This window comes from Streptomyces sp. NPDC014891, from assembly GCF_043081085.1.
Lineage (GTDB): Bacteria > Actinomycetota > Actinomycetes > Streptomycetales > Streptomycetaceae > Streptomyces.
In genome coordinates, this window is the sequence record NZ_JBIBWF010000001.1 from 554,108 (window position 1) to 568,836 (window position 14,729).

A 14,729-nucleotide genomic window follows, 5' to 3' on the forward strand; every position below is an offset into this window, starting at 1 on the left:
TCAGCACATATCCGTGAGGCCGGGTTCCGGCGCGTTCACGAGGACCGCCACGTTGCCGGGCGGCTGCTTGTTCTCGTAGACCATCTGGTGCGCGCGGCCGATCTCGTCAAACGGCAGGGCGAGGCTGAGGCAGGGGTCGATGTGGCCGGCCGCGACGAGCTCGATGATCGCCGCGGTCTGGCGCACGTTGGCGGCGTGCGAGCCCTGCAGCCGCTTCTGGAACATCCAGAGGAACCGCAGGTCGATGTCGCCGTTGTAGCCGCTGGTCCCGGCGCAGGTGACGACCATGCCGGCCCGGTCGCAGACGTAGACCGAGGTGGGGAGGGTGGCCCGGCCCGGGTGCTCCAGGACGATGGCGGGGTCCCTGCGCTCGCCGAGCGCGTCCCAGAAGGCCCGGCCGAAGGAACGGACCCCCGAAAGCCATTCCCGGTAGGCGACGGTGTCGCTCGAATCGGGCAGCCGGCCCCAGTGGTCGAATTCGTTCCGATTGATGACTCCGTGCGCCCCCAGGCGCTTACAGTAGTCGAATTTGTCGTCGTCCGACACCACGGCGACGGGAATTCCGCCGAAGTATTTCACGATCTGTATCGCCATGGAGCCGAGGCCGCCGGCGCCGCCCCAGACGAGGACGGGGTCGCCCGGCCGGACCGTGTGCGGGTGCCAGCCCATGAGCATGCGGTACGAGGTGGAGCCGCCGCCGAGGAAGCAGCCGGCCTCCTCCCAGGTGAGGTGCGGGGGCTTCTTGTGGCACTGGTACTCGTCGGCCACGGTGAACTGGGCGAAGGAGCCGTGGTTCGACTCGTAGCCCCAGGCCCGCTGGGATCGGGAGGCGGTCGGGTCGGTGCCGAGGCGGATGTCGGGGGCCGACTCGTCCCAGGCGACGCCGCCGACGATGACGTGGTCGCCGACCCGCAGCTGCTTCACCCCCTCGCCGACGGCCCAGACCACGCCGGCTCCCTCGGATCCGGCGATGTGGAAGTCGAGCGGGTCGCCGGCCCGTCGGCGGTCGGCGATGACGTCTGCGGGGGTGCCGAGTCCGGCCCAGACGCCGTTGTAGTTGATGCCGGCGGCCATCACCCAGATGAGGACCTGCCCGCGGCCGACCGGGGGCACCTCCACCGTCTCGACCTGGATCGACTGCTCGGGCGGCCCGTACCGCTCGCGGCGGATCACGCCGGCGTGCATGAAGCGGGGCACCTCGCCCAGGGGCGGTGTCTCCCCCAGCGCGTACAACTCCCGGGTCATCAGATGTCCTTCCGTGTGGTGCGGTTGTTCAGATGGGCGGCGATCGCGCCGCCGACGACGGCCAGCGGTTCGGGCCGCAGCATGTCCTCGTGACGGCAGTCGACCGGGTGGACGGCGATGGTGCCGGCGACGTGCGGGCGCCAGCGGTCGGCCTTCTCCGCCGCGGCGGCCGCGGGGAGGGGCTCAGGGCCGGGTCGGGAACTCCGTCCGCCCGCACCGCCGTTCGCGACGAAGAGGATCAGGTCGCCCCCGAAGCGGCGCGGGGCGAAGCCCGCCCGCAGTTCGACGCCGGTGCGGTACGCGTCGACGAGGGCGCCGACGCGGTCGGCGAGCAGCGCCGCGAGCGGTCCGCCGCGGGCCCGCAGGAGCTCGGCGCCCGCCGCGGAGGTGAGCTCCTCGTCGCCGCGGTCCGGGCCGACGCCCGCCGCGTCGAGGAGGGCGCCGAGGACCTGCGGCGCCGGGGGAACGGTCAACGGGTCGCCGGGCCGCGCCGGGTAGGAGTCCAGGACCGCGACGGTGGCGACCTCCTCGCCGGCCTCCTCGAGGAGGACCGCCGCCGCCTGGGCGACCAGCCCGCCGAGCGACCAGCCCACCAGGTGGTAGGGGCCGGTCGGCCGGACGGCGCGGATCTGCTCCACGTAGTCGGCGGCGGCCTCCTCCAGGCTCGCCGGGCGGTGGCCGGGCTCGGCGAACGCACGGGCCTGGAGGCCGTACACCGGGTGGCCGGCCGGCAGGTGCCGCAGCAGGGCCGCGTACCGCCAGCTCAGGCCGCCCGCGGCGTGGAAGCAGAAGACGGGCGGAAGGTCGCCCCGGGTGCGCAGCGGCAGCAGGACGTCGAGCGCTCCGGCGGCCGGGTCCTCGCCGTCGAGGGCGGCGGCGAGTCCGGCGACCGTGGGGGCCAGGAACAGGGCCTGGATGCCCAGTTCGACGCCGAGGACGGCGCGGACGCGGCTCACGAGTCCGGCCGCGAGCAGCGAGTTGCCGCCCAGGGCGAAGAAGTCGTCGTCGATGCCGGCCGCGTCGACGCCGAGGACGTCGGCGAACAGGCCGCACAGCAGTTCCTCGCGCGGGGTGCGGGGGCCGCGGCCGGTGCGCGCGGCGCCTTCGGCGGGGGCGGGCAGCGCCGCCCTGTCCAGCTTGCCGTTCGCGGTCAGCGGCAGGACGTCGAGCGGGACGATCCGGGCCGGGACGAGGTAGTCCGGCAGCGTCTCGGCCAGCCGGGCGCGCAGCTCCGCGGGGTCCGGGGCGGGTCCGCCGGGCGCGGGCACGGCGTAGGCGACGAGACGCTTGTCGCCGGGCCGGTCCTCACGGACCAGGGAGACCGCGTGTGCCACGCCGGGCAGGGCCGCGAGGGCGCCGTCGACCTCGGCGAGTTCGATCCGGAATCCGCGCAGCTTCACCTGGTCGTCGGCCCGGCCGACGAACTCCAGGGTGCCGTCCGGGCGGCGGCGGGCCAGGTCTCCGGAGCGGTACATCCTCGCCCCCGGGCTCCCGAACGGGTCGGCGACGAAGGAACGGGCGCTGAGCGCGGGGTCGTTCTCGTAGCCGCGGGCGAGCCCGGAGCCGGCGAGGTACAGCTCGCCGACGGCTCCGGCGGGCACCGGCTGCAGTTCCGGGGAGAGCACGTACGCGGACATCCCGTGCAGCGGGACGCCGATCGGCACGTTGTCCGGGACCGGGTCGCCCGCCCGCATGATGTGGTGGGTGGCGAACACGGTGGTCTCGGTGGGCCCGTAGCCGTTGCTGACGACGGTGCCGGGGCAGGCGGCGAGGACCTTGCGGACGGCGTCGGCGGGGACGACGTCACCGCCGGTGCGCACCTCGCGGACGCCGGCGAAGCAGTCCGGCTCCTCCTCGGCCAGCCAGCGGAACAGGCCGGCCGTCAGCCAGAGTCCGGTGACCCGCTCGTCGGCCAGGAGCCGGGCCAGCTCCTTCAGGTCGGTCTCGCCGGGCGGGGCGACGACGACCGTGCCGTGGTTCAGCAGCGGCCCCCACAGCTCCAGCAGGGCGGCGTCCCAGGCGTGCGACGAGTGGAACAGCATCCGCTCCCGGGCACCCGGGGCCCAGCAGGGCTCGTCGGCGAGCTCGACGACGTCACGGTGGGTGACCGCCACGCCCTTGGGAACGCCGGTGGAGCCGGAGGTGAACATGACGTACGCCAGCCGCTCCGGCTCGACGGTCACGCCCGGGTCCGTGGGGTCCTGGCGGGCCGGACGCGGGTCGGTGTCGACGGCGACGGCCGTCACCCCGTCGTCGGGCGCGCCGGCCCGTTCGGCGGCGCGGGCCGCGTCGGTCAGCAGCAGGCGCGCGCCGGCGCGCTCCAGGACGGTCCGCTGCCGCTGCGCGGGGTGGGCGGGCGCCAGCGGGACGCAGACCGCGCCTGCCTTGAGGACGGCGAGGAAGGCGACGACCAGCAGCGGCGACCGGTCGAGCAGGATGCCGACCCGGTCCTCCGGGCCGGTGCCCAGCTCGCGCAGCAGCCGTGCCAGCCGGTTGGCCCGCTCGTCCAGCTCCCGCCAGGTGAGCCGCTCGTCCCCCTGGGACACCGCCGTGGCGTCCGGGGTGCGGGCGGCGAGGGCGGCGACCCGGCCGTGGATCGTGTCGCCGGGGGCGCCGTGGTCGCCGGCCGCGAGCGGGGTCCGCGTGCCGCCGTCGGCGAGCGCGCGCCGCTCCTCCCGGGAGAGCCCCGAGACGCGTCCCACCGGCTGCTCGGGATCGGCGGCCACCGACTCCAGGACGCGGGTCAGCCGCTCCAGCAGGGCGGGGGCGGTCGCCTCCCCGAGCACGTCGGGCCGGTGGTCGAGACGGAACCGCAGGCCCTGCGAGCGCAGCGACGCGACGAGCAGCAGCGGGTAGTGGGCGGCGTCGCGGCCCTGCACCGCGGTGGCGCGGAGCCGGGACGGGGAGCGCTCGGTGTCCTCGGGCAGCGGGTAGTTCTCGTAGACGAGGGCGGTGTCGAACAGCGGCCGGAGGCCCGCGATCCGGTGCACGTCGGCGAGACCGAGGTACTGGTGGGTGCGCAGGGCGGTCTGTTCGTCCTGGACGCGGGCCAGGGCGGCGCTCCAGCGTTCGGAGCGGTCGAAGCGGACCCGTGCCGGCAGGGTGTTGATGAACAGGCCGATCATGTTCTCGGCGCCGGGGAGCTCCGGCGGCCGGCCGGAGACGGTGGTGCCGAACAGGACGTCGTCGCGGCCGAGGTGCCGGCCGAGGACGAGCGCCCAGGCCGTCTGGACCATGGTGTTCATGGTGACGCCGGCCCGGGCCGCGTGCCCCTGGAGGGTGGCGGTGAGCTCCGGGGACAGGTCGTGCACGAGCTGCTCGGGCAGCGCGGGCCCGGCCGGTCCCCGGCCGGGGGCGAGCAGGGTGGGCTCCTCGACCCCGGCGAGGGTGTCGCGCCAGGCCCGCTCGCCGGCCGTGCGGTCCTGCGCGGCGAGCCAGTCGACGTACGCGCGGAACGGGGCGGGGGCGGGCAGGGTGGCCGCGTCGCCGCCGTTCTCGTACAGGGTGACCAGTTCGCGCAGGAACAGCGGCATGGACCAGCCGTCGAGCAGGATGTGGTGCTTGGTGATGACCAGCCGGTGGCGCTCGTCGCCGAGGCGGATCAGCAGGAAGCGGACCAGGGGCGGCCGGCTGAGGTCGAACCGGTGGGCACGGGCGGCCTCGGTGAGCGCGACGAGTTCGCCCTGCGCGGCGTCGTCGGGCAGCGCGCCGAGGTCCGTCTCGGTCCAGGGCAGGGCAGCGGCGCGCGGCACGACCTGGACGGCCGCGCCGTCCGCGCGGTGGTGGAAGCCCGCCCGCAGGTTGGGGTGCCGGTCGAGGACGGTCTGTCCGGCGGCGCGCAGGGCCGCCGGGTCCAGCGGGCCGTCCAGGTCGAGAACGAGCTGGACGGTGTAGACGTCGGTGCCGCTGTCGTCCGCCTGGAGGGCGTGGAAGAACAGGCCCTCCTGGAGCGGGGTGAGCGCGAAGGCGTCCTCCAGACCGCCGGGGGCGGCGGCGAAGCCGTCGATCTCGGGCTGGGTCAGCCCGGACGTCGGCAGGTCGCCGGGGGTGAACGTGTCGCCGCGCTCGGACTGGCCGGGGTCGGCGAGGGCGCGCAGGGCGGTGAACCACAGCTCGCCGAGCTCCGCCATCTCGGCGCGGTCGAAGAGTCCGGCGGGCCAGGAGTACGTGACGTGGAGCCGCGGCCCGTCGTGGCCGTCCCGGGTGACCGCGTTGATCTCGACCGCGTGGCCGAACGGCATGCCCGGGTCGGCGGGGAGCAGCGGGATGCGCAGGTCGGACGCGCTGGACCAGCCGGCGGGGCCAGCCTCGCCGAGGGTGTCGGCCCCGCTGCCGACCCGGCCCAGGTAGTTGAAGCCGATCTGCGGGGTGGCGGCGCCCGCCAAGGCGAGCGCGGTGTCCGCGTTGAGGTGGCGGAGCAGGCCGTAGCCGAGTCCGTTGTCGGGGAGGGCGCGCAGTTGCTCCTTGATCCGTCCGAGGGCGGCGACGGTCGCCGCGCCACCGTCCAGCGCGTCGTCCAGGTCGACGGGGCCGGGGTCGAGCCGCACGGGGAAGCGGCTGGTGAACCAGCCGACCGTGCGGGAGAGGTCGAGGGTCTCGTCGAGCTCCTCTCGGCCGTGGCCCTCCATGTCGATGAGGACCGCGTGGGACGCGTCCTGGGTCCAGCGGCGGCGCCAGCGGGCGACGGCGAGCGTCAGGCCGGTGAGCAGCACGTCGTTGATCTGGGTGCGGAACCGGGCGGGCACGTCGGTGAGCAGCGCCGTCGTCAGGTCCGCGGGCAGGGCTGCCGTCAGGTGCTCGGCGGTCTCCCGGGTGTCGACGGCGGGGTCGAGGCGGCGGGCGCCGAGGAGCGGGTCGTCGCCCTGCGTCTGCTGTCGCCAGAGCGGGAGTTCGGCGATTCGGGCCGGGTTCTGCGCCTCCAGGACGAGGGCCTGCGCCCAGCGGCGGAAGGTGGTGCCGACCGGCGCGGGCCGGGGGTCGCGGCCCGCGCGGGCCGCCTGCCAGGCGTCGGCGAGGTCGGGCAGCAGGATCCGCCAGGACACGCCGTCGACGACGAGGTGGTGGAGGAGGACGAGGAGGAGGCCCTGCTCGTCCGGGCCGGCGTCGAACCAGACGACCTGGAGCAGGACGCCGTTCTCCGGGTCGAGCCGGCGGCGGGCCTCCTCGCCGTGTGCGGAGACGGCGGCGGCGAGGTCGGCGGCGTCGGCCGCCGCGTCCCGGACGTCGACGCGGGTGACGCAGGTCCGGGCGTCGACGGTGCCGCGCGGGGCGGTCTCCAGGTTCCACGGCAGGCCGAGCGCGGCGCCGGTGAGCCGGGCACGCAGCACGTCGTGGTGGTCGACGACGGCCTGGACGGCCCGGGTCAGTTCGTCCTGGCCGAGGCCGCCGGGAACCCGGAGCACCACGGACTGGTTGAGGCCCTGGAACGGGCCGCCGAGCTGGTGGAGCCAGCGGACGACCGGGGTGCCGGGGACGGCGCCGACGCCGTCGTCGGCGACGGGCGCGGCGTCCGCGGCGGCGGGACGGATCGCGGCTGCCAGCTCCGCGACGGTCTGGTGCCGGAAGATGTCCCGCGGGGTGAGGACGAGGCCGGCCTGGCGGGCACGGCCGGCGACCTGGATGGCGTTGATGCTGTCGCCGCCCAGGGCGAAGAAGTTGTCGTCGGCGCCGACGTCGGCCAGTCCGAGGACCTCTCCGACGATCCGGCGGAGCAGGGCCCGCGGGTCGTCGCCGGCGGACGGCTCCGCGGACCCGTTCGCCGCCGGGGCGGTCGCGGGCTGCTCGGGGGCGGGCAGCGCCGCCTTGTCGGTCTTTCCGTTGACGGTCAGCGGAACCCGCTCGATCTCCATGAGGACGGACGGCAGCAGGTGTGCGGGCAGGGTGGCCCGCAGGTGGGTCCGTACCGCTCCGAGGTCGACTCCGGCCCCGGCGTCCGGCACGAGGTAGCCGACGAGCTGACGGACGCCCGGGCGGTCCTCCCGTACGGTCGCCACGGCACGCGCGACACCCGGTGCGCCCGTCAGGGCGGCCTCCACCTCGCCGAGTTCGATGCGGAAGCCGCGCAGCTTCACCTGGCCGTCGGCCCGGCCGACGAACCGCAGCCGGCCGTCGCGCATCCGGCTGACGACGTCGCCGGTGCGGTACATCCGGCTGCCCGCCGTCCCGAACGGGTCGGCGACGAACCGCTCGGCGCTCAGCCCGGGGCGCCGCAGGTAGCCCCGGGCCACGCCGATCCCGGCGACGTACAGCTCGCCGGGGACGCCGACCGGGACCGGACGCAGCCGGTCGTCGAGCACGTACACCCGGGTGTTGGGCAGCGGGCCGCCGATCGGCGGCACGCCGGCCTCGGGCGCGAGCGGCCCGGCCATGGTGCAGGAGACCGTGGTCTCCGTGGGACCGTACGCGTTGAACATGCGGCGTCCGGGCGCCCACGTGGCGACCAGGCCGGCCGGGGCGGCCTCGCCCGCCGTCACGAGGGTGCGGACCGTGCGCAGGTTCGCCGGCGTGAGCTGGGCGAGCACCGCGGGAGGCAGCGTCGCGTGGGTGACGCCCTGTTCGCGCAGCAGCGTGGGCAGTTCGGCGACCTGGAGCAGCATGTCGGCCGGACCGAGGACCAGGCACGCTCCGGCGGAGAGCGGGGTGCAGATCTCCGACATCGCGGCGTCGAAGCTGAGCGACGCGAACTGCAGCGCCCTGCTGCCGGGGCCCATGGCGTACGGGCCCGTGCGGGCCAGGACGATGTTGGGGATGCCGCCGTGCTCGACGACGACGCCCTTGGGGCGGCCGGTGGAGCCGGAGGTGTAGATCACGTAGGCGGGCGTGCGGGCCGTCAGCGGGGCGGTCCGGTCGGCGTCGACCGGGTTCCGCGCCGGCTGGGCGGCGAGCGCGGCCACGGTGTCCGGCGCGTCGACGACGATCCGGCCGACGGCGGCCGCGGCCGGCACCCGCTCCTCGGCCCGGGTGCTGGTGACGACCAGGCAGGGCCGGGCGTCCTCGAAGAAGTACGCGATGCGGTCGGCGGGGTACTCGGTGTCGACGGGCAGGTAGGCCGCGCCGGACTTGAGCACGGCGAGCACCGCGACGATCATCTCCGGGGACCGCGGCACCGCGATCGCCACGACCGACTCCGGACCCGCGCCCCGCCCGATGAGCAGATGCGCGAGGCGGTTCGCCCGCGCGTCGAGCTCCGCGTACGTCAGCGTCACGTCGCCGCTGGTCACGGCGGGCGCGTCGGGGGTACGGGCGACCTGGGCCTCGATCAGTCCGGGTATCAGGAGGTCCGGGAGCGGGCGGGCGGTGTCGTTCCAGCCGTGGAGCAGCAGCTCGCGCTCGGCGGCACCGAGGATGTCGAGATCCTCGATCCGGCGGTCGGCGTCCGCGACCACGGCCTTCAGGACGGTGACGAACCGCTCCGCCATCGCCTCCACCGTCGCCCGGTCGAACAGGTCCGCCGCGTAGGCCACGGTGCCGTGCAGGCCGGCCGGCCCGTCCTCGTCGGAGCGCTGCTCGGAGAGCCGCACCGACAGGTCGAACTTGGCCCGCCCGGCCCCGTCGCCGGCCGGCTCGCCGACGGCGTCGACGGTCAGCCCGGCGAGGCTCACGTCGGCCCGCGAGACGTTGTCCAGGGAGAGCATGACCTGGAACAGCGGGTGGTGCGCGGCCGACCGGCGCGGCGCGACCGCGTCCACGACCCGCTCGAACGGCACGTCCTGGTGACCGTAGGCGGCGAGGTCGGTCTCCCGGACCCGGGACAGCAGGTCGCGGAAGGACGGGTTGCCGGACGTGTCCGTACGCAGCACCAGCGTGTTGACGAAGAAGCCGACGAGGTCGTCGAGGGCCTCGTCACCGCGCCCGGCCACCGGCGTGCCCAGCGGGATGTCCTCCCCCGCGCCGAGCCGCGTCAGCAGGGTCGCGAGCGCCGCCTGGAGGACCATGAAGACGGTGGTCCGGCTGGAGCGGGCGAGGTCGAGCAGCCCGGCGTGCAGCTCGCCGTCGAGCGTGAGCGGCACGAGTCCGCCCTCGTGGCCCGCCTCCTCCGGGCGGGGCCGGTCGGTGGGCAGCGCCAGCACCTCGGGCAGGCCGGCGAGGGTCCGCGTCCAGTGGGCGAGGTGGCGGGCGATCTCGCTGTCGGGGTCGGACTCGTCGCCGAGCATCTTGCGCTGCCACAGCGCGTAGTCCGCGTACTGGACCGGCAGCGGCGCCCACTCCGGCGCCCCGCCCTCGGTACGCGCGGTGTACGCGGTGGCCAGGTCCCGGATCAGGGGCCGCATCGAGGAGGCGTCGCCGGCGATGTGGTGCAGCACCAGGACGAGGACGTGGTCGTCCGTGCCCACCTCCAACAGCTGCGCGCGCAGCGGCAGATCGGTGTCGAGGGCGAAGTCCGTGCGCTGCGCCGCGGCCACGGCCGCCTCGACATCGGACTCGGCGACCCGGACGACGTGCAGGTACGGGCGCGCCTCGGCCGGGTCGAGCACGACCTGCGTGGGCGTGCCGCCGGACGTCGCGGGGAACACCGTGCGGAGCGACTCGTGGCGGGTCACCACGTCGGCGAGCGCGGTCTCCAGCGCGACGGCGTCCAGCGGGCCGCGGAGCCGGGTGACCATCGGGATGTTGTACGTACCGGCCGTCGTACCGAGCCCGCTCAGGGCCCAGAGGCGCCGCTGCGCGAAGGACAGCGGGATGTCGGCGGGCCGCTGCCGCGCGACGAGGGCGGGCCTGGTCTCCCCGCCCCGTTCCAGGCAGGAAGCGAGGGCGGCGACGGTCGGGGTCTCGAACAGTGCGCGGACCGGCAGCTCGACGCCGAGGACCGTGCGGATGCGGGAGACGAGCCGGGTCGCGAGGAGCGAGTGGCCGCCGAGGTCGAAGAAGCTGTCGTCGATCCCGACCCGGGACAGGCCCAGGATCTCCGCGAACAGACCGCAGAGGATGTCCTCCTGCGCCGAACGCGCCTCACGACGCACGACGCTTGAAGTGCTGGGAGCAGGGAGGGACTTGCGGTCGGTCTTGCCGTTCGGAGTCAGCGGGACCGCGTCCAACACCACCACGGCTGAGGGGACCATGTACTCCGGCAGCAGTCCGGCCACCGCACGACGGACCGACTCCGCCTCCAGCACCGATCCCTCGGCGGGAACCACATAACCGACGAGACGACGGTCGTTCGGCGTGTCCTCACGGACCATCGCGACAGCACGGGCGACGCCCTCCACCGTCGACAGGGCCGACTCGACCTCACCCAGCTCGATCCGGTAGCCCCGCACCTTCACCTGGTCATCGACACGCCCGACGAACTCCAGCACACCCGCATCCGACCAACGCACCAGATCACCGGTCCGGTACATCCGGGCACCCGGCTCACCGAACGGATCGGAGACGAACCGCTCCGAGGTCAGACCCGGACGACCCAGATAACCACGGGCCACACCCTCACCCGCGACGTACAACTCACCGGCCACACCCGGCGCAACGAGACGCAGCCGGCCGTCGAGCACATAGACCCGCGTGTTGGCGATCGGCACACCGATCGGCGTACGACCATCACCCGTCAACACCGCGCTGGTCGACCAGATCGTCGTCTCCGTCGGACCGTACATGTTCCACACCGACACACCGGCCCGCGCCAGTGCATCAGCGAGGACCACGTCGATGGCCTCCCCACCGACCAGGACCTTGAGCCCCTCCACGGCCTCCGGGTCCGTCTCGGCCAGCGCGCGCCAGAGGCTGGGCGTCGCCTGCATCACCGCGATGTCCTCGGAGCGCACCAGAGCGCCCAGGCGCCGCGGATCACGCACCGACTCGCGATCCGCGATGACGCCGACGGCGCCGGAGACCAGCGGCAGGAAGACCTCCAGGAGGGAGATGTCGAAGCCGAAGGTCGTGACCGCCAGCCACTTCTCCCCCGCCGACAGCCCGACCTGCGAGCCCATCGACCACAGGAAGTTCCGCAGCGCGCCATGCGGCACCACCACACCCTTCGGGCGGCCCGTCGAACCCGACGTGTACAGCACGTACGCCGCGTCCTCCGCCGACACCCCGCACGCCACCGCCAGTTCGGCAGCGGGCTGGATGTCGTCCAGCAGCAGTACGGGAACGGCGGATCCTTCCGGCAGTCGGCCGGCAGCCTCGTGGTTCGACAGGATCATCGCGGGCTGGGCGTCGGAGAGGATGTACGCGATGCGATCGGCCGGGAAGTCCAGGTCCAGCGGCAGGAACGCCCCACCCGCAAGACCCACACCCAGCATCGCCACCACCGCGTCCACCGAACGCGGCACCGCCAACGCCACCACCGCACCACGACCCACACCCACACGCACAAGCTCATTCGCCACACCCACCGCACGGGACCACAACTCCCCATACGACAGACGCACCCCACCACACACCACCGCCAGAGCTCCCGGCACCCGCGCCGCACACTCCGCGAACCACACCGGCACCACATCCACCGGCACCACCGCACCCGTCCCGTTCACACCACCCACCAGCCGCTCACGCTCCACGGCGTCCAGGACGTCGATGTCGCCGATGGAGCGGTCGGGGTCGGCGACGGCGGCACGGAGCAGGCGCTCCAGGCGGGCGACGACGGTCTCGACGGTGGCGCGGTCGAAGAGGTCGGCGGAGTATTCGGCGACGCCTTCGAGGCCGTTCGGGACACCGTTCGCGGTGTGGCGTTCGCCGAGGCCGAGGGAGAGGTCGAAGCGTGCCCAGGAGGACGTGCCGGCCTCGGCGGACACGGTGAGGCCGGGCAGTTCGAGGGCGGCGTCGCGGGAGTTCTGGACGGTCAGCGTCACCTGGAAGAGCGGGTGACGGGTGAGCGAGCGCTGCGGGTTGAGCGCCTCGACGATGCGCTCGAAGGGCAGGTCCTGGTGGGCGTACGCGGCGAGGTCGGTGTCCCGGACGCGGGCGAGCAGCTCGCGGAAGGACGGGGCACCGGAGGTGTCGGTGCGCAGGACCAGGGTGTTCAGGAAGAAGCCCACGAGGTCGTCGAGGGCGTCGTCGGTGCGGCCGGCGATCGGGGCGCCGATCGGGATGTCGTCGCCCGCGCCGAGCCGGCTGAGGACGGACGCGAGTCCGGCCTGGAGGACCATGAAGAGGCTGGTGCCCGTCGAGCCGGCGAGGGCCAGGAGCCGGCGGTGCAGCTGGGCGTCGAGGGCGAAGCGCAGCTTCGCTCCCCGCTGGGCACCGGTCGGCGGCCGGGGCCGGTCGGTGGGCAGGGCGAGCTCCTCGGGCAGACCGGCGAGCACGTCGGTCCAGTGGGCGAGCTGGCGGGCGATCTCGCTGTCCGGGTCGGTCTCGTCGCCGAGCTGCTCGCGCTGCCACAGCGTGTAGTCGGCGTACTGGACGGGGAGCGGCGTCCACTGCGGGGCCTCTCCGCGGAGGCGGGCCCGGTAGGCCGTGGAGAGGTCCGTGGCCAGGGGGGCGAGGGACCAGGCGTCGCCGGCGATGTGGTGGAGGACGAGGACGAGGACGTGCTCGGCCGGACCGGTGGCGAGCAGCGTGGCCCGCAGCGGGACCTCGCTGGTCAGGTCGAAGCCGTCGCGGAGCAGCGCGGCGATGCGGGCCTGCGCGTCTTCGGGTCCGGCGGAACCGCCGTCCGGGCCGTCCAGGACGGTGAGGCCGACGGGCTGGGCCTCCGCGTCGAGGACCGCCTGGCGGGGTTCGCCGTCGGTCGCCGGGAAGACCGTCCGCAGGCTCTCGTGGCGCCGTGCGAGGTCGGCGAGCGCGGCGCCGAGGGCCGCGCGGTCGAGGTCGCCGGACAGGCGCAGGACCATCGGGATGTTGTAGAGCGGGCTCGCCGGGTCCATCTGGTTGACGAACCACAGGCGGCGCTGGGCGAAGGACAGCGGGACGGTGTCGGGCCGCTCGGTCGGGGCGGGGGCCGGGCGGGCCGTGCCGGCGCCGTCGAGGCGCTCGGCGAGGCCGGCGACGGTCGGGGCCTCGAAGAGGGCCCGGATGCCGAGCTGCACGCCCAGGACCGAGCGGATGCGGCTGAGGAGCCGGGTCGCGAGGAGGGAGTGGCCGCCGAGCGCGAAGAACCCGTCGTGGATGCCGATCCGGCCGACGCCGAGGACGTCGGCGAACAGGCCGCACAGGATCGCCTCCTGCGGGGTGCGCGGTTCCCTGCCGCGTGCCACCGCGGTCTGCTGCGGGGCGGGCAGCGCCCTGCGGTCGGTCTTGCCGTTCGGGGTGAGCGGCACCGCGTCGAGGGTGACGACCGCCGACGGGACCATGTACTCGGGCAGGGCGGCTGCGACGTGGCGGCGGGCCGTCTCACCGTCCGGGGCGGCGCCCTCGACGGGAACGAGGTAGCCGACCAGGCGGCGGTTGCCGGGGGTGTCCTCGCGGACGGCGGCGACGGCGCGGGCCACACCGGGGACGGTGGCGAGCGCGGCCTCGACCTCGCCGAGTTCGATGCGGTGGCCGCGGACCTTCACCTGGTCGTCGGCGCGGCCGACGAACTCCAGGCTGCCGTCGGCCCGGTGGCGGACCACGTCGCCGGTGCGGTACATCCGCGTGCCGGCCGGGCCGAACGGGTCGGCGACGAAGCGCTGGGCGGTGAGCGCGGTGCGGTTCAAGTAGCCGCGGGCCACGCCCTCGCCGGCGAGGTACAGCTCACCGGGGACTCCGGCCGGGACGGGGCTGAGCCGCCGGTCGAGGACGTACGCCCGGGTGTTGCGCAGGGGACGGCCGATGGGCACGGCTCCGTCGGGCAGTTCCTCGCCGGGGGCGGCGCGGTGCTGGACGGCGCTGACGGTGGTCTCGGTGGGGCCGTAGACGTTGAAGACCGCGCCGTCCGGGTGCCGGCGGCGCCAGGGGGCGACGGCGGCGGAGGTGAGGGCCTCGCCGGCGACGAGGAGTTCGGTGCCGGCCTCGGCCGGTTCGGCGGGGTCGGCGAGCATGCCGAGGTGGCTGGGTGTCACCTTCACCAGGCTGAAGTCCTGCTCGACGGCCCCTTCGAGGAAGTCGGTGAGCCGGATGTGGCCGCCGACGGTGAGCGGGACGTGCAGCGAGGTCACCGTGGTGTCGAAGGAGACCGAGGAGTGCAGCGGCACGGTTCCGGCGACGCCCTGGTAGTCGGCGCCGGCGCCCGCGACGTAGTCGGCGAGGCCGGCGTGGCGGACGACGACGCCCTTGGGGGTGCCGGTGGAGCCGGAGGTGTAGATCACGTAGGCGGGATGGTCGGCCAGCAGCGGGCCCGTGCGGTCCGCGTCGGCGGGGTCGTCCGCGCGCTGCCCGGCGAGGTCGGCGACGGTCGCCGGGGCGTCGAGGACGAGGAGCGGCTGGGTGGCGCCCTTGGGCAGGTGCGGCACGACGTCCTGGGCGGTGACCACCAGGGCGGGTGCGGCGTCGGCCAGCATGTAGGCGATGCGGTCGGCGGGGTACTCGGTGTCGACGGGCAGGTAGGCCGCGCCGGACTTGAGCACGGCGAGCACCGCGACGATCATCTCCGGGGACCGCGGCACCGCGATCGCCACGACCGACTCCGG

The 14,729-nt window shown here is 74.8% G+C and carries 2 protein-coding genes (1 of these 2 cut by a window edge); both read right to left on the reverse strand.

All coding sequences use genetic code 11. The annotated features are described in order from the left end of the window. Positions 1 to 1,245 (reverse strand): crotonyl-CoA carboxylase/reductase, encoded by a 1,245-nt coding sequence (gene ccrA / locus ACF09E_RS02400; RefSeq protein WP_392203454.1) that lies wholly within the window; start codon positions 1,243 to 1,245, stop codon positions 1 to 3. Next, positions 1,245 to 14,729, reverse strand: the 3' portion of a protein-coding gene (locus ACF09E_RS02405; RefSeq protein ID WP_392203455.1) for a non-ribosomal peptide synthase/polyketide synthase. 4,698 nt of this gene lie beyond the right edge of the window; the window shows 13,485 of its 18,183 coding nt (coding positions 4,699–18,183); its start codon lies beyond the right edge, outside the window — the gene reads right to left on this strand; its stop codon occupies positions 1,245 to 1,247. Before ACF09E_RS02405 ends, ccrA begins: the two co-directional genes overlap by 1 nt.